Origin of the sequence: Pedobacter caeni (genome assembly GCF_900129215.1) — a bacterium.
GTDB classification, from domain to species: Bacteria; Bacteroidota; Bacteroidia; order Sphingobacteriales; family Sphingobacteriaceae; genus Pedobacter; species Pedobacter caeni.
In genome coordinates this window covers 1,075,844-1,098,016 of sequence record NZ_FQUQ01000001.1, presented here as the reverse complement: position 1 = coordinate 1,098,016, position 22,173 = coordinate 1,075,844, and the positions used below count along the sequence as shown (strand labels likewise).

Sequence of the window (22,173 nt, the reverse complement as noted above, 5' to 3'; positions counted from 1 at the left end):
TATTTAAAATTTAGTATAAAAAATCTTGAGTTTTATCGCGCGTACAGACTCCCCGTTAGCAATATGTAACCTGTCCACTGTTTTTGTTAAAGGATCAAAGGGAAGGCTCAGCATCAGCGATGTCTTTTTGTATTTACCTTTTCTGAGTCCATCAATATATCCTCCCAGGGAGAAAACATATCTTGCTTTTGAACCGGCATCATTTCCCGGCTGAAACTTTGCCATTTGAATAGACTTTCCATCTGCATTGGTAACGACTTCGGTTGGGGTACCGGCAGAATTCGCGATAAATAAATTCAACTCCTGCGGTGCTTTAAAAACTTTATAGGATGATGATTCGGTTTCGATGATCAGTTCTGCAGCATTAACACCAATTCCGGTTTGCTGAAGAAAGCTCGTTAAGCCCGGCAGAGAAAGTCTGGTTACGATGCCCGTTCCGGCCTGAACAAACAATTCCTTGTTTGTCGCTTCCGCACTTAATTCCCTGGATTGGTAATTTAGTGTCTTTAACCTGGTGTTATTCCGGTCTGCGTCGATATGGTTAAACTGATACTGCTTATCATTTAAATTGAACTGAACGCTTCCTTTTTTTGGAAATCCATCAGTCCCCTTAAAATTATAGGATAACACGATCTTTGCCTTTTCAGCGTCAAAGCCAATGATACTTTTACTATTGTTTCCCGCGATAAGGGCAAGGCCTTTGAAATAGTTAAGAAAATCTTCATTTACGTTTAACCGCTTGTCTTTATCGATCATCATCCTGAGGAGTTCCTGTCCCCATGACTGCTTTAAAGGGATGGCGATGCTATCCCCGGAAAAAGATTTCGGAAAAAAGCTGAGCGTTCCTAAGGGTACAGGATCATACTCAAACTTACTGGTACTATACAAGGCCTCTTCTTTAACAAATATCGGACGTTCTTCCGGCTCAACGGCTTTCTCCACCTTGATGAGCTTTATTCTTTTGGTCAGCTGATGCGCCGAGAACGTTTGTAATTCATTGGTATCACCATATACATATTTATTGTATTTCAAGACCAGGTTGAATGAATCAAACACGGCATCCTCAGGTATAGTTCCGTTATTCAAGACCGGTATTCCAACCTGAAAATAGGAGGAGAGCCTGGTTTTCCCGAAATCAGGATCGTCGGCTTGTCCCAACAGAATGGAACCAGCATTAGAAGTGGGTAAGGAGTCCAGCAGATAGGTTGAGGCGATCACTGTAACTGTATCTGTCATCTCAGCGGATATCGGGTTTTTATCTTTCGGAAAACCAATAGGGTCGCCCTTCCTGCATCCTGTAACAAGCAACAGCACCAAAGGGAAATAGCGTAAGAATTGACCGGAGGAAAGCTTAATAGTGGAATTCATAGTTGTTTATAATAATTGATTGCGACAAAGATGTGCTGAGGGAATGTTAATGAATGTTACGAATTGTTAAAAATCGTTAAGTGGAACTTTTAATAAAGAAGGGGCAGTTACATTTGTTTTATGAAAACCAACAAACTATGTTAAATCGTATAAAGTACATTTTATGTCTGATGACCTTATGTATTTTAGGCGTTATTCTTGCCCAGGGATTTTGGCTTTACAGGGACTACAGATATTATAAGAGCCAACCTTTTTTCTCCTCTGATTATGATTTTTTTCTTCCCACTGCACAGGCTGTTTTAAGCGTTGCCGCTGCAAAAACAGTGGTTCTGGATGGAAATCAAATAGGAGCGAATACCATTATTGCCTATCCGTCGGGAACGGTTTCTGCGATGATGCCTTTGCAGACCATGCCTGCCCAGACGATACCTGTTCAAACGATACCTGCCCAGACCATGCCTGCATTACCTCTGACTGCTGATTTTATCAAATCTGCGGCCCTGGTCGAGGATACTTCAATGTTTACCAGCCGCATATACCCTGTCTCACCACTTGTTGCTACATCCGGCAGAACGGCAGTCCCGTTCGGAGATACGGTCAGTTACACAGACAGGTTTCCGCTAGGAATCCTTGAGCCTGCCGATACCGCCTCGCTACAACATGGCAGGGCTATGCCCATTGAATTCGCCAGAACTACCGCTTATAAAGCACCGGCATCTTACATCTTTAATAAAATGAAGTGGCAATTCGGTGTATCTGTACTTTTAATCGTGCTGACCACCTGTAGTCTGGCTTATATGCTGGTCACGATATTCCGGCAACAAAGAATGTCGGTGGTCAAAAATGATTTCATTAACAGCATGGCTCATGAATTAAAGACCCCTTTGGCAACGATATCCGTGGCTGTAGAAGCCATCAAACGATATGGCAACCTGTTGGATAAAAACAAAACAGCACGTTATCTGGAAATCTCAACTAATGAGATCAATCACCTATCTAAGCTGATCGAGTTAATTCTGCAGGAATCTATATTTGACAACGATAAGATGGTATTACATAAGGAAAATACGGATGTGAATGAACTGATAGGTCAGCTGATTGAAAATTATTCCATCAAAAATGCAAAACCTGTTGATATCAGATTGGAGCACGGTAACGATATTCCTCCGCTATGGATTGACCCGCTTCATTTGAGCAATGCACTTCGCAATATTATAGACAATGCGATCAAATATTCCAATGATGGTGTCATCATCAGGATCAGCAGTATTCTCGACAATGGGGTCTGGAAACTTTCCATCCGGGACACCGGAATAGGGATCCCTGAAAAATACCATGATGATATTTTTGAACGCTTTTTCAGGGTTTCCACCAGTGATGATGCTGCGGGAAGCTTTGGACTGGGCCTTTCCTATGTGAAAAAGGTGGTAGCACTTCACGAAGGGACTATCAGCCTGGAAAGTACGTTGACCATAGGAAGTACTTTTTTAATCTCAATCCCCCTCAGATCATGATCGATGTTTTATTTCTGGAAGATGAGGCCGGTATGGCAGAGATTGTGGTGCAAAGCCTCAAATTTGAAGGCTTTTGGGTTCGTCATTACCTCAATGGGCGTGAGGCATTTGAAAGCTTTAAATTATTCAGACCTGATATCATTATTCTGGATGTGATTACACCTGAATTAAATGGTTTCCATCTGGCCGAGAAAATCCGCGAAATGGATGATCATGTTCCAATTATATTTGCCACGGCCAGAATACAGATTAAAGATGTATTAAAGGGCTTCGAAATCGGGGCGAGTGATTACATGAAGAAACCCTATAGCATTAAAGAGCTGATCGCCCGGATGCACAGTCATTTAAAAAAGACAAATAAGGTAGAATATCCGAAATATAGTGTGGGCAATTATGCTTTTGACTCCAGAATGCATCAACTGTCCATTAACAGTGTCAGTATTAACCTTTCCTATAGGGAGTCGGAACTGTTAAAAAAATTGATTGAACATAAAAATGAGGTGGTCACAAAAAAAGAAATACTGGAAGAATTGTGGGATCTGAACAATTTTTTTACCAGCAGAAGTCTGGCGGTCTTCATCAGCCGGTTAAGGAAATACTTAAGGGAAGACCACCGAATTAAGATCCTTACCGTAAGAAATATAGGTTATGTTTTAGAAATCAGGGATAAATTCTAAATCCATCTGTAAACTTGGTTTACAGTTTCTGTTGACAAAGTAAACGCAATTTTTCATTAACGTAATAATGAGAATGAGGAGATGCTTTTTTAAGTATAGAAGAATTATTATATTTAAAAAATCACGAATTACGCAATCATGGGTTTATTATCACGTTTTTTTGGAAAAAACAAAGTTGTAGAAAGAAGCGCAGAGCCTGATCTGGTATATATACCAAATGAAGACGAGCGCATGAACTGGGCAATGGAGAAAGCAGGGCTTACTTTATGGTATTTTGAAAACAGCCTGAAAAGCCCCTCCGCCGGACAGGAATACTTTTCCATTAAAGTGATGATCGAAGATGAAGGACAAGTGGAGCACATCTGGTTAACCGCTCCGGATTTTGATGAAGAAGGGAACTTATTCGGAGAAGTCGGAAATGAGCCGGTACAGGTAAAAAATGTGAAGCTGGGCCAGAAAATAGGGGTGATGAGGACACTCATTTCGGATTGGATGATTGTTGAACATGGCCGTTTAATTGGTGGATACACCATCCGGGCGATCCGAGAAGGAATACCGGAAACAGAAAGAACCTCATTTGATGAGTCGATAGGCCTTCTTATTGATGTCGGTATTGACCATTTTAAAGCAGATTTTGACACTCCGGAAGGGGCAATCTTATCCCTTGAGCAAGCCTATCAGGAAAAAGACATCGATAAAGCACTCGCTTGTAAAGATTTCTATCAGGAAGCGAAATTAATGCTTTCCAGCCTTGATTTTCAAATGGAGGAGGAGATGATCATCAGCACTTCCGAAGCCCTGGCCATTTCCTTTGTAAGTTATATCGAAAAAGAGGGAATGCCTGATTTTTCTAACATCAACAGGGCCTTTACCAACCGGGAGAAAATAAATGATAATTATTGGATTATAACAGAAGTCTGTACTTATCCCGACGGAGGAAATTCCGTACAAAGATTGCAGACCTATAAAACCGCCCAGGGATGGAGGGTTTTAGGTGTAGCGGGTTAAAGCGCTCCTTTCCAATTGTTTTCTATCAGAAAGAAGCGACAGGATTATATCTTAGTGGTGACCGTTAGTTTCCTTGTTTTTCTTAATGAAGGAAAGATAGAAGGCCGTAACCATAATAATTGCTACAAGTGCAAGTAGAGAAAGTAATGTTGACATATGCTTTAATATTTAACTTTTTGAAATATGTGATGAAGGTAGTCATTCTTTTTCTTAACAAAGATTTCAAGAGGATGAAATCGTCAAAACGAGGCATTGGATAAATCATAGTTTAACCGCTTTTAAAATCCGCTCCTAATTAATCTTGAAAAATAAGATATATTATTGTATTGGGGTTTATGTTGTTGTATTATAATAATATTATTTAATTTGTAGTTAAATAAAATCCAGGTTTATTATCTTTGTTGTATGAACAAGGAGCGGTATACTTTATTGTGGAGCATAGCTCGATGTTCTTGAGGTTTATGGTTTAATAGAAGGCGCCTGGTTTCCATTTGAAAAATGCATTAACTATGAGGCGTTTATGGTGTTACGTAAATAATAATTTGTATATGAAGAAGGAAGAAACATTTCAAGCTCAATTAAAGAGATTTGCATTTGATCCTCTAAAGGATAAAGTTGTTGCTAACCTTAAAGATCATAGTAAAGATCCTTACATTGTTAAAAAGGTTAACAAAGCGATTGAAACCCTCAAAAAAACCGGCGTTCCTGCTGAACTGCTAAAGCTTCAAGCTGAGCGCTAACCTTGGCTTACCTTCACCTCAACGCTTAAAATATCGGTCGTTAGAATAAACACCTGCGATTGCACCATTTTCTTTCTTAACTGAAAAAGAACGTATCATGGTCCTGAAATTGATTAAACCAGTACTGTCTGAAAGCATGTGTAAGGGGCCTTTCAGGTTGCCCCAGATGACTTCGCCGGTACTGGTTATTTCCATCATTCCGGATTTTTCGCCACCATCGTAAATGCCACATAGCTTTTTATCTATTGTTGCTTTTTTATCTATTGCTGCGGTTACTTCCTTTGTTTCCTGAGCGTCTGATTGAACATACTTTTGCAACGAGCTGAGGTTTTCTTTAAGCATACTGTATTTGTTCTCTTTGTTCAGCATGGTATTGTAAATGTAGTTTGCAACCAAATGAGTCAATACTTCCATTCCTTTTTTATTGCTCAATACCACTATACCTATCTTATGCGCTTTCATATAGGACAAATGCGAGGAAATCCCGCTGTATCCACCCATCCGTGACACCAACTGCTCCCCATTGAAAAGAGATTGTTCCCATCCCAGTCCATAACCAAATCTTTCATAAGATTGGTAACTGCTCTTCTGAGGAACGATAGCGGAACTGGCCATCAGCACATCTTCCCGGTTCAATACACCGGGAACGGATTGCCCTTCAGTGATAAAGAACTGCAAATATTTGAGCATATCGTTTACCGTGGTCAAATGTCCTCCTGCGGCCGACATCGAGTTATCTGCTTTGTCAAATACAGACCTTTGCCTGCCTTCGGACCCGTCAATTATATAGCTGATATACCTGGAGTTTACTTTAGAAACATAGGCCGTGGTGTGATGCATACCTAATGGCTGGAAAAGTTGTTCATTCATCACCTGTTGCCATGGCTTACCCAATTGCTTAATCAGGACCATCGAGTAGATAACGGAACCTAAATTGGAATAATAGAAATTCTGATTAGGTAGGGCAGTACTCCGTTTTTTTAACATGGCCATCAATTGATCATTGCTCTTAATTCCAATAAAAGCGGTCCATACTACCGCATCGTTATTTTTGATGCCATGAGTATGGGTTATCAATGAGCTGATCGTGATTTTGTCAGGATGAATATTCGGATCATCAAAGGTAAGTTCCGGCAGATAATCAGCTAATGTATGATCCAGTCTGATGATTCCTTTCCGGTCTAAAACAGCAGCCAATGTTCCTGTTAAGGATTTGGAAGTGGAGGCAATGTAAAGCTGAGTCCGGTCAGAAAAAAGAGTTTTTGTCTCCTGATTAGCATATCCGTAATTCTTTTTCAGGAAAACATGACCATCTTTAACCACACCTAATGTTAAATCAAGTCCTTCTCCTCCAAACGACTGCCTGATCTGGCTTAACAAAACATCAAGAGAATCACTTAAAATTTTAGCTTCCTTGTTTTTGTAATAGTCGCTGCCCGAATGCTTTTTTACTTTGTTTGGAATGCCTGTAAATGCCGCAAAAAGGATAAATGCCATTATACATAATGCATAACCTGGCAATATGGAGATCCGTTTAAGTTTGGTGAATAGAATCATAGATGAATTAAGATTAATGGTGACGCTTGTTTTAAGACTACACAAGAGAAGTGGAGGTTACACCTTTTAAAATTATACCCTGTAAAGTTATACCCGGTAAATTTGCCTTACTCGTTTGTCGCTCCTCAACTCCCTGAAATCCACTTTTCCTGTCATTAAATAAAAGAAGATTTGGAGCTTATCAGATATTTTTTACATTTACATAACTGATTATGTAATTGACTATCTATATGAAACTATTCGAACGAACCGGAAAAATGGCACTTGGCAGCAGGCTAAGATTATTAACCTCAAAAGTGACCGAAGATGCTGCCAGAATTTATGAGTTGTATAATGTGGAGTTTTCGCCTAAGTGGTTTCCTGTATTTTTTGTTCTTTCAGAAGATGGAGAAAAGACCATTACCGAAATCGCCAATGAAATCAGTCATTCCCAACCCTCAGTAAGCAAGATCATCCAGGAGATGACCCTTGCAGGATTGGTTCAGGACAATCAGGATTCGCCTGATAAACGACGGAACGTGGTAGCCTTAACTACCAAAGGAATGACAATTTCAGAACAGATCAAGGTGCAATGTACCGACGTGGATCTTGCCATTGAAAGCATCATTTCTGAAGCCAGACATAACCTTTGGGAGGCCATCGAGGAATGGGAGTTCCTGCTGGATGAGAAGTCATTGCTCAAGCGGGTTCAGGAACAGAGAAAACTGAGAGAAAGCAAAGATGTGCAGATTGTGGAGTACCAGGAACAGTACCAACAGGCTTTCAGGGCACTCAACGTAGAATGGATCTCCACCTATTTCAAAATGGAAGAGGCAGACTACAAGGCCCTGGACAATCCAAAAGAATATATTCTGGACAAAGGAGGAAAAATATTTGTGGCACTCTACCATAATGAGCCTATCGGAGTTTGCGCATTGATAAAAATGAACGATCCGGATTACGATTATGAACTGGCAAAAATGGCGGTATCACCAAAAATTCAGGGTAAAAGTGTGGGCTGGCTGCTTGGACAGGCCATCGTAAATACAGCGAGGGAACTGGGGGCATCCAAAATTTATCTGGAAAGCAATACCATATTGAAGCCTGCGATTAACCTTTATCAGAAGTTAGGTTTTAAAAAGGTGATTGGACGATCTACACCTTATGAGCGATGCAATATTCAAATGGAGCTGGAAATAAAATAACCTTAACATGGAACACTTATTTATTGTTGGCAATGGGGTAATCGCAAAAGCTTTAGCCGTAGCCTTAACCCTTAATGGCAGAGAGGTAACCATTCTGAGGGGGAGTGTAGATGAACAACCTGTTTACACAGCGCACATCCAGGTAGAAATGGGAGGCAACATCTTACAGGCCGATATAACCATCAGCAGCATCAGTAACTATGAAAAACTCAGGGGCATCATTCTGTTAACCAATAAATCATTTGGAAATGAGGCCCTGGCCAACAAACTAAAGTTCAAAGCAGGGGAGTCCCCAATCGTTTTTTTGCAAAATGGTTTACACATTGAAAGCAGCTTTATTGAGAAGGGATTCAAAGAACTTTACAGATGCGTATTGATGGCCACCAGTCAGTCGCTGAGTGATCATAAAGTAAGGTTCAGGATGGTCGCATCCTCACCGATTGGAGTAATTAAAGGATCAGATGAAGTCCTTGAACGCATTATCAGACAACTGGATACCGCTGCTTTTTCTTTCCGAACAGAAACAGATATACAAAAGCTCATCTGGAAGAAAGTAATCAGTAATTGCGTATTTAATTCCATTTGCCCCTTGCTGGAAACAGATAATGGTGTATTTCAACGAAACGATGCGGTGTTGGCTATTGCTAAAACAGTGATCAGAGAATGCCTGCAGGTGGCCACAGAAAATAGCATTCAGTTGACTGAAGAAGAGGTGCTGCAAAATGTCCTTACGATCAGTGAAATGTCCGACGGGCAGAAAATATCCACTTACCAGGATATCCTGAATAAGCGGGAAACAGAGATCGAAACCCTGAATTTCGCGGTACTAAAGGCTGGCGGGAAGAAAATCAATATGCCGGTTACCGCCTTGCTGGGAGAATTGACAAAACTAAAATCAGAATTGTCCAGAGTATGAAGGATGCTGACCACCTATACGGCCTGCAGGTCTGAATTTAGAGAATGGGTTGAGCAGTATGATTTTCACTGTCCGGGAGCGTACAGCAAGCGTCCGATAATGGACGGTCTTAGGAGTGGATGTGAAATAATCGCCTGTTTATAAGTGTTTTATGATGTGTGTCAGTCTTGGCATAAACTTAGTAAATTGCAGATCTATAGGATTCGTTTAATTGATATACCAATACAACCATGTTCAGACTCAACTTAAAAATCGCTTTGCGTAATCTCTGGAGAAACAAGACTTCTTCCGTGATTAATATTGTCGGTCTGGCGGTTGGTTTGTCTGCCTGCCTGCTGTTGCTGCTGTATGTCAACTACGAAATGAATTTCGACCGTAACTTTAAGGATTCGGATAAGGTTTATCAGGTGATGACCAATTTTCAGGATGCTACCGGAAAGATTACCAGTACTGGAGGTGTGCCGGGAAACGGAATTGCAATGGCCATCAGAGCTAAAGTACCAGAAGTAGATGTCATCACCCGGATTGGTGGTGGTGATGAATCCCTGATTGCCAATAAAGAAAAAGTGTTTAAAAAAACAGATCTCTTTGCAGACCCGGAGATCCTTAAGATTTTCAATTACGAATTCATCGTTGGTAATCCCAATTCTGCATTGAATATGCCTGATGCCATTGTATTAACTGCAGAAACGGCGAAACTACTGTTTGGGACAACTGATGTGTTGAACAAAACTGTCAGATATAATGATAAAAGAGATTTAAGGGTCACCGGTGTCATCAAAGATTTACCCGGCAATACTTCCCTCAGGTTTGATTACCTGATGCCCTGGGCTTTTTTTGAAAGTATAAACGACTACCTTAAAAATCCGGGCTGGGGTGATTTTGGCTTTCTTGCAATAGCGAAGGTTAACAATCAGGCCAATATTGACCTGATCAATGCAAAAGTGAAAAAACTGTTTAATGAAAACTATACTGCGCAAAGAACGGAGAATTTCCTGTTCCCCTTTGCAGATAACCATTTGCATGGTAAATTCCTGAATGGCAAGAGTATAGGTGGCGACATTGAGCGCATTTATCTTTTTATGGCATTGGCTTTTGGTATTTTGCTTGTTGCCTGCATCAATTTCATGAACATGGCTACTGCGAAATCAGAGCGACGGGCAAAAGAAGTAGGAATTAAGAAAACGATCGGTGCAACGAGAAATTCCCTTGTCAATCAATTTCTAACTGAAGCTATGGTTCTTACTATGGCTGCCGTATTGATTGCAGTTACTATTGTAGAACTGAGTTTACCCGTCTTCAATAACCTGCTGGATATAAAAATTGCCATTGATTATACCAATTTAAACTATTGGCTGTCTATCCTGGCTGTGGTTTTTTTAACCGGCCTTTTAGCAGGAGCCTATCCTGCACTATTCCTTTCTTCTTTCAATCCCATTCAGACTTTAAAAAAGAAAACAGCAAGAGCAAAACTCATCCCCATTAACATCAGACAGGTCCTGGTAGTCGGGCAATTTTGTTTTGCCATCATGCTGATCATCGCTACACTGGTGATCTACAGGCAGATGCAATTCATCAAGAACAGACCGGTAGGATACCACATCAATTTACTGGCCGAGATGCCTCAGGATGGTGAACTGCGTCATAAGTTTGAACTATTTAAGGATCAGCTGCTGAAAACCGGAGCAGTCACTTCAGTGAGCCAGACTTCACAGAGCATGACCGGGGTAGGGAACTGGTTTTATGGTTTCGAATGGCCGGGAATGGAAGAAAAGGGAAAAGAAATTGTCTTCAATCGTTTACAAACCACCTATGATTTTGTGAAAACAAGCGGTGTGGAACTCGTTGCCGGCCGTGATTTCTCCAGAGATTTTGCCTCAGACACTGCCGCAATCCTGCTGAGCAGTACAGCCGTGAAAGTAATGAAGCTTAAAAACCCGATAGGCACGAACGTAAAACTTTTTGGAAATCAGGTTAGGGTAATTGGTGTTTTTAAAGATTTTATATGGGATTCTCCCTATCATTCGGGTAGACAGATGGTGATCAATTTTAATAGATATGAGGGAGGAAACATAAAAATGCGCTTAAACCCTGCCAATAGTTTAAGTAAGAATGTAGAGATGGTTTCGACCGTCACCAAAAAGATAAATCCATCATTTCCCGTAGAAGTTAAATTTGTGAACGAGTTGTTTGACAGGAAACTGAAGTCAGAAAGGATTCTGGGCATCCTGGCTAACCTTTTTGGAGGCATAGCGATCCTGATCTCTTGTCTGGGGCTTTATGGCCTGGTGGCTTACAGTGCGGAACAGCGCACAAAAGAGTTTGGTGTACGTCGTGTATTGGGCGCTTCAGTGGGCAACATCATGAAACTACTCTCCGTTTCCTTCCTTAAAATGGTATTTATTGCGGCTTGTATAGGCGTACCTCTTGCATATTACCTGATGAACAGATGGCTTACTGCTTTTGAGTTCAGAACCACGATCTCCTGGTCAATTATATTGATGTCCATAGGAGGGACGGCAATCATTGCATTTCTGACGGTCAGTTTTCAGGCCTATAAAGCAGCCACAGCAAACCCTGTTGAAGCACTGAAATACGAATAATTCAGTTAAAGAATCCTGTAACAAAACCTGCTTTATCTGGTCAAAATCCCATATGTCAGATCAAATAAACAATTGGGCCAGACTTGTACCGGAATTAAGTGTAAAGGATATTAAAGCAAGTTTGTTCTTCTGGTGCGACTTAATTGGCTTTTCAGTAGCATACGACCGTCCGGAAGAAGGCTTTGCCTACCTCGATTTAAATGGGGCACAAATCATGCTGGAACAGCGTAATGAGGCAGATAACAGCTGGGAGACAGGTCCATTCGAGCCACCTTTGGGCCGTGGGATTAATTTTCAGATCGAGGTTCCTGATATTGAACCGATCATTGACCGTTTAACCGGGGCAGGGTTCGGGCTATTTGTGGATGTGGAGGAAAAATGGTACCGTGCAGGGGCATTAGAGTTTGGTCAGAAACAGTTTTTGGTAATGGATCCGGATGGTTATCTGTTGCGCTTAATTAAGGATTTAGGCGAACGGACAGCCTGAAGTCAGAAATTAGCTCCTGTGGACTCCATCATTTACCATAAAGAATTAAAACATCAGAACATGAAAATTTTGATAGTCGGAGCGAGTGGTGCAACAGGAAAACTGTTGGTCGCACAATTGCTAAGCGCAGGACATAGACTGAAAATCATTGTCCGCACAACCAGCAATGTTCCTGAGGCCTGGAGCAGCAATGAGTACATCTCGTTGATCAGAGTAAATCACATCACAGAAATTAGTGCGCATGAAATGGAAGTCTATCTCAAAGACTGTGAGGCTGTGGCCTCTTGCCTGGGGCACAATCCGAATTTTAAAGGCATTTATGGAAAACCAAAAAAGCTGGTTACAGACATGGTGCAATTGATCTGTGAGACCATTCTTAAAAATGCTCCGGAAAAGTCCATTGGGTTCGTGTTGATGAACACTGCAGGAAATAGCAACAGGGACTTAAATGAACCGGTTTCCTTCGGGCAAAAAATCATGATCGGCCTGCTTCGTTTACTTTTGCCCCCACATCCGGACAATGAAAAGGCAGCAGATTACTTAAGACAGAAAATAGGGCAATCAAATCCTTTCATCGAATGGGTTGCTGTACGTCCCGACAGTTTAATCGACCTGGAAAAAGTAACAACATATTCTTTACATGCTTCACCCACAAGAAGTGCGCTCTTCAATCCGGGACAAACCAGTCGTATAAACGTAGCACACTTTATGGCTCAACTCCTCACAGACCAGGCCATCTGGAAAAACTGGAAAGGGCAGATGCCTGTAATTTACAATGGCTAGCGTAATTCCAGTATTATTGGTAATTTAGTCAGCACATACCTTATGCTCTGAAAACAAATGAAAACCAATCAAAATCTTATTGTAAAACTCAGCTATACTCTTATTTTTCTTTGCTTAAGCGGTAGCCTTTTTGCTCAGCTGCCTGAAGTAGTTAAATGGAACCACCTCGTAAAGACCTATAATGCTGATAGCACTGAAATGTTGCTTTCCTTAAATAATAATCCACTACAGGGGCAGTATGAAATCGCGTTGGATGAAGGTGGTTTTGCCCTGTATAACATTAAAAATGGCTTGATCACAGGTGAGGCTTTTTGGTACGCGCAAGACGGAAGAATGGAATGTAAATTACATTTTAAAAATGGCGTACGTAATGGTTTAAAGGAAAATTACGACAATCAGGGAAAGGTGTGGTTGCGTCAGGAATATAAAGATGGCAGGCAACATGGGGTCAGTGAAATGTATCAGGGCGATAAAATCGTTAATAAATCAAACTATAAAGCGGGTAAAAAAGACGGACCTTCTTTCACCTATTCTGATGGCCAGGTTACCACTGAGGGTAATTATGAAAATAACCTGCGCAACGGTGTTTTTCGTGTATATAGCAGAGGCGAGATCGTGACAGAAAACAATTACAAAGACGATTTGCAAAATGGCCTGTCAACCATGTATGCTATGGGCAAAAAAAATATGGATTCCATGTATGAAAATGGCAAAAGACATGGTGTTTCGCACATGTACAAACCTGATGGAAGCGTTCTTTTTGAAAGTTATTTCCTTCTTGGGGATAAGGTGACAAAGGACGTTTTTGAAAAATATCAGCAAAGCAATAAAAAATAGGGGTGTGAAGTATAAAATTTTGATCCTGCTCTCTTTTTTTTCTGTTGCTTTACGGGCACAGACCATCTGTCGGACCGACATTATGAATAATGAGGAGTTGATTCCGGCAAACAGAATTGAACAATTCATAACCTATAATTTTTCGAACCTTTGGTTAAAGACGGATAACGACTTGATTTATGGAATAATTGGCGATGAACATCAACGGATTTTAATTAAGATTTTGAAAGTCACGCAGCATCCGGACCATCCGGAAGAGTATCTGATTAAAGGAAAATCAAGTGTCAAAGGAAACGTTTGTGATTTTAATGGCAAGATCACCATTCAGGAAATAAGAGAATCTAAAAGAACCCATTTTGGTGTAGATAATGAATTTAAAGATAAGGGGATAAACACTCAGGGTCTTTTAACCGCGAAGTACGAATTTCTTGAGGATAAAAGCCAAAAACATCCGGGTACTTTTTATGGTATCCTCAAAACAAAATGGTATCTGGACAAGAATGATAAAATGGTCTATGATGATATAAATATAGCTTCAGATGGCTATTTTAATAATGCTTTTGTTGGAAAATGGAAAAGTTATCAGTCGAAAGCCGGGAAAAGATGTAACTGGGCAGATTATCGCGTTCCTGATTCAAATTGTGACTTTGATATTGGCACCGGAGAGTTCAATGTCTCTGAAAAATATTTCAAAAATGGCTGGTTTGGTATTGCGCTAAAAAACAAGATGCCAAATGGAGCAATTATTGAAAGTAAAGATGCCAGAGCCCAAAAATCCTGGTGGCAATAGAAAGGTGCTCCCAAAACCGATAAATCTGCTTCTCCAGCCTCCTCAGCTAAATATCCTGACTGTTTGCAAAATGATCTTCTGCAACAGACTGAACCCACGTTAGTAAGATAACCATCTGCAACAACCAAGTAGAAATACTTGGTTTTAACTTCGGGTATTTCTGCGCGGATATTTCCTCCTGTTTACCGCTAACTTTATTGTAACAATAACGCTATCTCTCATTAAAATATCATCTGAATCATGACGCTCAAATCCAACATCAGATCTTATACCTCGACAACTACTATTTAAGGTCGTCTCAGATTTTCATCTATAATACCTGCATTAACAGGTTTTCATCTACTTACCTGCATTAAAGGCAGCTAACATTGAATAATATGAAAAACAAAACCGTCATCCCCGGAAAAATGCAACAAATATCTCAGGATCAGATTAATCTCCCCAAAGGAGGAGGGGCCATGCGTAGCATTGGAGGTGCGTATAATGCGAACCTGTTTAATGGCACCGGTGCTTATTCCATTCCCTTGCCGGTAACGCCTGCACGAGGCTTTGAACCGGAGCTCAGTCTGGATTACAATTCAGGCGACGGAAATTCAGAGTTCGGCCTCGGCTTTTCTGTTTCGCTGCCCAGAATTTCAGTAAACACAGAAAAGAGGATTCCCCGTTATGACGGACTGGACGGATTCACCATGAGCGATCAGGGACCGCTTGTACTAAAAAAGAGTGTCACAGGCGACCCCAATCCCCAAACCATAAAGCTGAATGGGGATAATTATGAGCTGAGTACCTACCTGCCCCGTTTAGAGGGAGCCTTTTCCAGGATAGAGCGATGGAAAAATGAGGCAACAGCCGAAGTACACTGGAAGGTAACCTCAAAAGCCAATGTCACCTCTTACTTTGGTCGCAACAATACTTCACGCATAGTTAATCCTGCTCAGCCACTTCAGGTATACGAATGGCTGATCGATGAATCTGTTGATCCTAAAGGCAATCGCATTGTCTATTCCTATAAAGAAGAAAACAACGACAACGTGCCAAAAGATGTTTTTGAAGTAAACCGCTCCTTTACCGCACAACGTTACCTCCATTCCATTTCCTATGGAAACTATTTGAAAAAGGATGCCACAGAGGAGTCATTTGCCTTTAACATTGTCTTTGACTATGGGGAATACGATATCAGTAACCCTCTTGTAGCCTGGACCCCGGTAAAAGAATGGGACTGCCGTCCTGATCCTTTCTCTTCTTATCGCAGCGGCTTTGAGATCAGGACCTTCAGACTTTGCAGGAATATCCTTCTTTTTCATTGTTTTGAAGCAGAACTGGGTGCTCCTTTTCTGGTTAAAGCCAGCACCCTTGAACATATTAACGAGGAAACACATGACCCTATCCGCTTTCTGGGCATGTCAAAACTAAAAAAAGCAGGGCTTTGCGCATTCCGGAAAGCATCCGAAAGCACTTTCGAAAGATCGGATTTTCCAGCCCTCGAGTTCAGCTGGTCTGAGTTTAATCCCCCTGAGCGACCAGAGTTTAAAACCCTGACCAGTGGAGGGTACGATATTCCTGGTCTGCTGGAATCTGCTCAGTTTTTTCCGATAGACCTGAATGGAGAGGGGATTCCTGGTTTGCTATACACTGATGGCTCTTCGGTAATGTATCTGGAACCTGAAGGGGGCGGGAAATATAAAAGACCAGAAAACCTAAGCCAATTTCCAGTCAACAGGAATCTGGGTGATGGTACAGCCGCCATACGGGATGTAGAGGGAAACGGTGGCATAGAACTGGTGGTGGCTGATGCGCATAAAGCCGGATTTTATGAACTGCAAAGCAACAATTCCTGGGAAAATTTTCAACCTTTCGAGAGCTACCCAACAAATTATGCGAATCCCTATATAGAAACAGCAGACCTGAGCAGCAATGGGAAAACCGACTTACTGATCATTGGAACAGAGCAAATCAGCATTTATGAATCCCTGGGAGAAAAAGGTTACCAAAGTCTGAAAACCCTGGATAACCTGAATAACGTCCCAATGAATTCACTCGATAACCCGGTTGAATATGTGGGCTTTGCGAATATTTTTGGAGATGGGATGTCCCATCGCATAAGGGTACGGAACAGGTCGGTGCAATGCTGGCCTTCTTTCGGATATGGAAACTTTGATGAAGTGGTCACCATGGGCAATCCGCCGGATTTTGGAGAAGACTTTAAGGCAGCAAATTTATTTTTCACAGACCTGGATGGCTCCGGTACAGCAGATCTTGTGTATGTATATCCCGATCGCGTGGAAGCTTACCTGAATCAATCTGGAAATTCTTTTTCGGATCGGATCGTGATCTATCTGCCCGCATTATTTAGTGCGATAGACCAGATCAACTTTGCCGATATCCTTGGCAACGGCACTTCCAGCATAATCTTTACCAAAATAAGTCCAACTCCTGTTCAATACTGGTACAACTTTGCCGGCGAAACAGCAGCCGAAAACGGCAAATGGGTAGCCTCCATCAAACCCTATCTGCTTTCTGAGATAGATAACCATTCAGGCAGTACCACAACTATAAAATATGGCACTTCATCACATTACGCCCTCGAGGATAAACTAAAAGGCAGGCCCTGGCCAACAACAGTCCCTTTTCCTGTGCAGGTGGTAAATGAGGTCAATACGTATGACCACATCTCGGAAATCAGCAGTGTGACCCGATATGCCTGGCATGATGGTTATTATGACCCTGTCAATAGAGCCTTCCGTGGTTTCGGTTACGTAGAATCCTGGGATGCCGGAAATGAAACGGTCAATCAGGAATCTCCGGCTTCTATTCCGCCGGTTTACACCAGGACCTGGTATTTAACCGGAGCATATGCTGATTACGACGCTCTGCTGGAACAATACAAGACCAGCTATTTTGATGGCGACAAAGACGCCCTCAACTTTCCCGACAGTTTTTTTGATCCCGCCATTTACCTCCACAATCCGGAAACAATCAGTCAGGCTTACGTAGCCCTGAGAGACCGGATGATCAGACAGGAGGTATATGGGCTGGACGATTCGCCTGAGGCAAAATACCCTTATACCGTTCAGCAATCAAACTATACAGTGGTCATGATCCAGGCTGCTGAGGTGAATGCACGTGGGGTGTTCCGGATAGACAGCCGGGAAAATATACAATACAATTACGAACGCAATCCTGCCGACCCAAATATCAGACAGCAATTTACCCTGGAGGTTGATCCGCAGTGCGGAGAAGTCACAAAAGACTGTAGTATATTTCTGGGACGTAGAACAACAGGGCAAGCACAACTTAACATATACCCCGAACAACAGCTCCTTAAAGCAAGTGCAAATACCAAAAGCTTTATCAATACCAGCAAGGAACAGGAATACTGGTACAGAGGAATGTTGTACGACGAACAGGAATTTGAATTATTCAGGCTGAATATTGCCGGATCGCAATATTTCAGCTATACAGAAATCAGCAGACAGGCGGCTCAGGCTTTTGCAAATGTTGTCCCTTATATGGGCAGCCCTAAGGCCGAAAATACCGATCCTTATGCCGCTCAGTTAAGTTGGAACACGGCTTATTTCTGGAATGAACTGCAGAGCGAAGCACTTGCCGGAGGAGAAATTTCTTCCCGGGCTTTGCTCCACCACCAGGCCCAGCAAGTTTATACCAAAGAAAACATTAACCAGATCTATGGAGACCGCCTCAGCGAAGCGGTAATCCTGGAACAGGGTGGTTATTTCTATAACGATACCAGCGGGTACTACGAAAACCGCGGACTGGTCCAACATTATTTTAAAGATGCCAACAGCTTTTTTATGCCATGGCAGGTAGAAAACTCCTTCGTAAGTCCTGCTTCGGAGCTGTACCGGAAATCTACACTGGAATATGATCTCTATTTCCTTGCTGCCATAAAATCCACACAATACCTGGACGAACAAACAGAACAGGTCATCACTGCAAAAATTGATTATCAGGCCATGCTGCCAAAGCAAATTGTTGACATCAACAATAATGTCAGACAGGTGCTTTATGATCCTTTCGGTAAGGTCATCGTCAGCACCCTGTTTGGTCATGAAGAAGGAAAACCTTGTGGCAACATGCGTCTGTATGAATATGACAGCAAGCCTGCTGAATACATCCGCAGGGATAAAGCGGAAAATGGTGATCCGATCACGTTTGAGGACGTCATTTACAACTCCGAATATTACCTGCAGGGTGCAGGGTCCTTTTTCTTTTACGACCTGCATGCTTACGAACGCTCAGTGATCCTCCATCAGGAAAAACCAGCACAGCCACAACCCCTCAGCTCAGTCAGCCTTGAACGCTACGACTATTATTACCTGGATGGAAATACAACTGCCTTCCGCTGTCATACAGAACTGGAATTCAGCAGTGGGGAGGGCAAGATCATCGAGAAGAAAATGCGTGTAGAGCCCGGCCTTGCGGTGACCAGAAATGATAAAGGCTTGTTGAAAAGGAGCAAGGGTAGTATCCTGCTGGCCGAAACGGAAACCCGATGGCTGGTATCCGGCCGGACAGTGTATAACAATAAAGGTCTGGCTGCTGAACAATACCTGGCTTATTTCAGCAACACTCCCAATTACGAAAGTCAGAAAGAAATCACCGACGAAGGCATCGTTCCTCCACCTGCAACCCTTTTTTATGATCCTTTGCTCCGGCAGATCCGGCAGGATACCCCTAAAGGCTTTTTTACGAAAGTAGTGTATACCGCATGGGAGGAATCGCATTTTGATGAGGACGATACCGTTTTGGATTCCCCTTACTATAAATGGTTTACGGCAAATTATCCTGCCAACCCAACCCAGGAACAAAAGGATGAAAAAGATGCCCTGGACAAAGCGGCTCTTTTCTACAACACCCCAACGATTTATGTCACAGACCAGACTGCTTCACGTATCCGTGAGATCCAGACCGCAGAAGGAGGAAAGCAGATGGTCACCCTTCTGGAATATGATATTCAGAGCAGGAAAGTATTACTCACCGATCCGAGGCTCTTCAAATCCAATATGGAGAAGGGCACCGATTATTACAGCTTTAAATACCTCTATCCGATGGGGTCCAAAAGTTACAGCTCCAACAATAGCGCTGATGCCGGCCTGGAACGTTTCTTCAACAACATATTTGAAGGTCTCTGCTGGTCTATCAGCCCACGCAATTATTGCCAGCTGCTCGACTACGACAGGCTGGACCGGAAAAGCAAATTAAACATTATGCTGATCGAATACAGTGGTCCGGTGATTAATTACGGGGATTTTAACCTTGTAGAGGTTTTTACCTACGGAGAAACGCAGGCAGATGCGGATAAGGCCAACCTTCGCGGACGCCTCTTCGAACTGAAAGATTTGTCGGGCAGCACCACCACTTTACAGTACAGCATGGCGGGCAATGTCCTTAAAAGTGCAAGGCAAGTGGTAAAGGATTATAAAACCCCTGCAAACTGGAAAAATCCGGTCGGACTGGAACCTGAAATATACCAGCTTTCATTTACTTTCGATGCCAGGGGAACCCTGCTCAGCGAAACCACCCCAGACGGTTCAGTCACCAGCTTCAGCTATAACATCGCCGGCCTGCTCGACACGATAAGCCTGAACGGTCAGGATAACTTTACACAGGAGATCGTCAGCAAGATAGAATATGACGCCAACCGTCAAAGGAAAAAAATCCGGTACGCTAATGGAATACAGACGTCCTACACCTACGAATGGACCACGCAACGACTGGTTCGTCTGCTCAGCACAAGGCAACAGACAGATCAGCAAATTGTACAGGACATCAGCTATACCTATGATCCTGTAGGTAACCTCACCAGAAGCTGGGATCGTAGTATCGAAACCATTTTCTACAAGAATCAGCAGGTAGACCCCATGTCTGATTATACATATGATGCCTATTACCGGTTGATTATAGCAAGTGGACGGCAGCATCCCGGGATCAATGCGAACACCTATAAGAACAACATTACACAGGATAGCTTTAAGCAATCTATTTTCAGTCAGCTTCCCGCCGCAGGAGATGGCAGCGCATTGGAGAACTACAGAGAAACCTATACCTATGATGACTCCGGAAACCTGATCAACAAGCAACATACCGCCGCCAGCTCTTCCTATTCCGTGGATGGTGCGGTGAACGACAACAACAACCATCTTAAAGAATTTGAGTATGATGCAAGTGGCAACCAACGCCAGATTTCCATCAACAATACCGTAACACTTTCCTTCAATTGTTGCGAAAAACTGGTGCGTGCCTGCACAATTGAACGGCCGGAGGAAGCCGACGACAGCGATTATTATGTGTATGACTCCGCAGAAGACCGCATTCTGAAAGTAAACGAACGCATGGCGCAGGGAGGGGCGGTCAGCAACATTTCGCGCAAAACCTATATCGGTAATTATGAAGTCACACAGGATTATAAGGTTCAGGATGGCAATGCTAACCTGATGCTTGAAAAGCGAACCCTGAGGATTATGGACAACCAGACCTGCGTAGCGATCATCCACTACTGGGAACAGGACAACCGGAAACTGCAGGTAGACAAGACCGGACAACACAGCGTACGTTTCCAGATGAGCAATGGCAATGACTCCGTCTCCATCGAGATGGACACCGAAGGAAAGATGATCAGCTATGAAGCCTATTTTCCCTTTGGCGGAACTGCAATCATTGCCGGCGAAAACCAGGTTGAAGTTTCCTTAAAGGATTACCGCTACTCCGGTAAAGAGTGCGACGACAGCACTGGTTTCTACTATTTCGGTGCCCGGTATTTCATTTCCTGGCTCGGACGATGGCTCACTGCCGATCCTATAGGGGAGAAAGACGGCCCAAATCTCTACGCGTATGTCAAAAACAACCCTTTGCGTTACAAAGACCCTAACGGTCTCTCGAGTAAACGTAAGGCGACATGGTCTCTGACAGATTCTGTGGTAGAGGATAATGCCGGTCAGGACAATTTAAGTGGAAAAAGTAAAAAAGGCAGAAAAAGCTTTTATGAAACCGGAACGTCAAGCGTAACCAGCAGTATTACACAACAGTATGTGACCTCTACAACGGGTGTTATTGCCATCCTGAAAGTGAATGGTGTTGCCCTGCAAACAGGAAAGAATGGACCGGCCGATTCTTCACTGGAATTCCCGTCAATAGGTACAGAAAACCAGAAAGGTTTAAAAATCAATCCACATGCCGAAGACTGGAACCTCAACTCGTTCCGGGTCGCTTATCAGGAGAGTGCATCAACTACTCTTAGCTCATTTCTTACCTCAGAATCCGTCCCCAGCAGTACCCTAAATACAGGTAAGGTGGCCAAAAAACCTGTATTTAGCCTCAGGATAAATTTTTCTCCCTGCCTGGGTTGTGTAGGAACGATCATTTCCTTTAAAAAGTTTCTGGATACAGAATTAGGCAAGGGGAAATATATTTTCCGCACAAAATTCCTGCGACCGTACGACCTGCCAAAAACACTCGTAGATGATGAATCTGCAAAAGCCACAAATTTTATTGATGCAGTTACCCTATTGGACGAGAATGGAATTAAAGTAAGGCTGCAGCCGATTGCCTCGGCCCAGAAGATGGCCACCGGATTAACACTTGCAACAACCGATCCGTTCGGACAGGATGTCATCAGCAGACTCTTTCCGGAAAAATATAAAGAACTGACAAAGACATGGACACAACTTGGTGTCAACCGCACTAAATAA

14 protein-coding genes are annotated in these 22,173 nt (G+C 42.6%); 12 read left to right on the top strand and 2 right to left on the bottom strand.

Going from position 1 to position 22,173, the window contains the following annotated elements; genetic code table 11:
* Positions 1-3: 3 nt before the first annotated feature.
* Positions 4-1,368 (bottom strand): DUF4270 family protein, encoded by a 1,365-nt coding sequence (locus BUC20_RS04620; protein ID WP_073228000.1) that lies wholly within the window; start codon positions 1,366-1,368, stop codon positions 4-6.
* A gap of 137 nt (positions 1,369-1,505) precedes the next feature.
* Between BUC20_RS04620 and BUC20_RS04615 the strand changes: the two genes are divergently transcribed.
* From BUC20_RS04615 to BUC20_RS04600, 4 genes are all read left to right on the top strand, one after another.
* Complete coding sequence (locus BUC20_RS04615; protein WP_084528530.1) at positions 1,506-2,882, top strand: sensor histidine kinase; 1,377 nt, start codon at positions 1,506-1,508, stop codon at positions 2,880-2,882.
* Positions 2,879-3,559 (top strand): response regulator transcription factor, encoded by a 681-nt coding sequence (locus tag BUC20_RS04610; RefSeq protein ID WP_073227995.1) that lies wholly within the window; start codon positions 2,879-2,881, stop codon positions 3,557-3,559. The genes BUC20_RS04615 and BUC20_RS04610 overlap by 4 nt, the downstream gene beginning before the upstream one ends.
* 138 nt (positions 3,560-3,697) lie before the next feature.
* The gene (locus BUC20_RS04605) at positions 3,698-4,567 is read left to right on the top strand and encodes a YegJ family protein (RefSeq protein WP_073227992.1); all 870 of its coding nucleotides are present in this window, start codon (positions 3,698-3,700) and stop codon (positions 4,565-4,567) included.
* Between the two features lie 548 nt (positions 4,568-5,115).
* Positions 5,116-5,307 carry a hypothetical protein gene (locus tag BUC20_RS04600; RefSeq protein WP_073227989.1) on the top strand — a complete coding sequence of 64 codons (192 nt, stop codon included), beginning with the start codon at positions 5,116-5,118 and terminating at the stop codon, positions 5,305-5,307.
* Positions 5,308-5,325: 18 nt separating this feature from the next.
* On the opposite strand, the gene BUC20_RS04595 is transcribed toward BUC20_RS04600, so the two are convergent.
* Positions 5,326-6,864, bottom strand: a complete 1,539-nt coding sequence (locus BUC20_RS04595) for a serine hydrolase domain-containing protein (protein ID WP_084528529.1) — start codon at positions 6,862-6,864, stop codon at positions 5,326-5,328.
* Positions 6,865-7,094: 230 nt separating this feature from the next.
* Between BUC20_RS04595 and BUC20_RS04590 the strand changes: the two genes are divergently transcribed.
* The 8 genes from BUC20_RS04590 (at position 7,095) to BUC20_RS04555 (ending at position 22,173) form a co-directional block, all read left to right on the top strand.
* Positions 7,095-8,048 (top strand): bifunctional helix-turn-helix transcriptional regulator/GNAT family N-acetyltransferase, encoded by a 954-nt coding sequence (locus BUC20_RS04590; RefSeq protein ID WP_073227983.1) that lies wholly within the window; start codon positions 7,095-7,097, stop codon positions 8,046-8,048.
* Between the two features lie 7 nt (positions 8,049-8,055).
* Positions 8,056-8,964 (top strand): ketopantoate reductase family protein, encoded by a 909-nt coding sequence (locus tag BUC20_RS04585; RefSeq protein ID WP_073227981.1) that lies wholly within the window; start codon positions 8,056-8,058, stop codon positions 8,962-8,964.
* Positions 8,965-9,194: 230 nt separating this feature from the next.
* On the top strand, positions 9,195-11,567 hold the full coding sequence (locus tag BUC20_RS04580; RefSeq protein ID WP_073227978.1) for an ABC transporter permease: 2,373 nt from the start codon (positions 9,195-9,197) through the stop codon (positions 11,565-11,567).
* 52 nt (positions 11,568-11,619) lie between these two features.
* Positions 11,620-12,054 carry a bleomycin resistance protein gene (locus tag BUC20_RS04575; RefSeq protein WP_073227976.1) on the top strand — a complete coding sequence of 145 codons (435 nt, stop codon included), beginning with the start codon at positions 11,620-11,622 and terminating at the stop codon, positions 12,052-12,054.
* 60 nt (positions 12,055-12,114) lie between these two features.
* Positions 12,115-12,837 (top strand): NAD(P)-dependent oxidoreductase, encoded by a 723-nt coding sequence (locus tag BUC20_RS04570; RefSeq protein WP_073227973.1) that lies wholly within the window; start codon positions 12,115-12,117, stop codon positions 12,835-12,837.
* Between the two features lie 57 nt (positions 12,838-12,894).
* Positions 12,895-13,674, top strand: coding sequence for a toxin-antitoxin system YwqK family antitoxin (locus BUC20_RS04565; protein ID WP_143166697.1), 780 nt, complete (start codon positions 12,895-12,897; stop codon positions 13,672-13,674).
* 4 nt (positions 13,675-13,678) lie between these two features.
* On the top strand, positions 13,679-14,464 hold the full coding sequence (locus tag BUC20_RS04560) for a hypothetical protein (protein WP_200800881.1): 786 nt from the start codon (positions 13,679-13,681) through the stop codon (positions 14,462-14,464).
* 377 nt (positions 14,465-14,841) lie between these two features.
* A complete protein-coding gene (locus BUC20_RS04555) occupies positions 14,842-22,173 on the top strand; it encodes a SpvB/TcaC N-terminal domain-containing protein (protein ID WP_073227970.1) in 7,332 nt (2,443 codons plus the stop codon).

Bases quoted from the DNA above. Each gene is read 5' to 3' on its own strand.
- BUC20_RS04620 (WP_073228000.1), bottom strand. From the start codon at position 1,368: ATGAATTCCACTATTAAGCTTTCCTCCGGTCAATTCTTACGCTATTTC.
- BUC20_RS04615 (WP_084528530.1), top strand. From the start codon at position 1,506: ATGTTAAATCGTATAAAGTACATTTTATGTCTGATGACCTTATGTATT.
- BUC20_RS04610 (WP_073227995.1), top strand. From the start codon at position 2,879: ATGATCGATGTTTTATTTCTGGAAGATGAGGCCGGTATGGCAGAGATT.
- BUC20_RS04605 (WP_073227992.1), top strand. From the start codon at position 3,698: ATGGGTTTATTATCACGTTTTTTTGGAAAAAACAAAGTTGTAGAAAGA.
- BUC20_RS04600 (WP_073227989.1), top strand. From the start codon at position 5,116: ATGAAGAAGGAAGAAACATTTCAAGCTCAATTAAAGAGATTTGCATTT.
- BUC20_RS04595 (WP_084528529.1), bottom strand. From the start codon at position 6,864: ATGATTCTATTCACCAAACTTAAACGGATCTCCATATTGCCAGGTTAT.
- BUC20_RS04590 (WP_073227983.1), top strand. From the start codon at position 7,095: ATGAAACTATTCGAACGAACCGGAAAAATGGCACTTGGCAGCAGGCTA.
- BUC20_RS04585 (WP_073227981.1), top strand. From the start codon at position 8,056: ATGGAACACTTATTTATTGTTGGCAATGGGGTAATCGCAAAAGCTTTA.
- BUC20_RS04580 (WP_073227978.1), top strand. From the start codon at position 9,195: ATGTTCAGACTCAACTTAAAAATCGCTTTGCGTAATCTCTGGAGAAAC.
- BUC20_RS04575 (WP_073227976.1), top strand. From the start codon at position 11,620: ATGTCAGATCAAATAAACAATTGGGCCAGACTTGTACCGGAATTAAGT.
- BUC20_RS04570 (WP_073227973.1), top strand. From the start codon at position 12,115: ATGAAAATTTTGATAGTCGGAGCGAGTGGTGCAACAGGAAAACTGTTG.
- BUC20_RS04565 (WP_143166697.1), top strand. From the start codon at position 12,895: ATGAAAACCAATCAAAATCTTATTGTAAAACTCAGCTATACTCTTATT.
- BUC20_RS04555 (WP_073227970.1), top strand. From the start codon at position 14,842: ATGAAAAACAAAACCGTCATCCCCGGAAAAATGCAACAAATATCTCAG.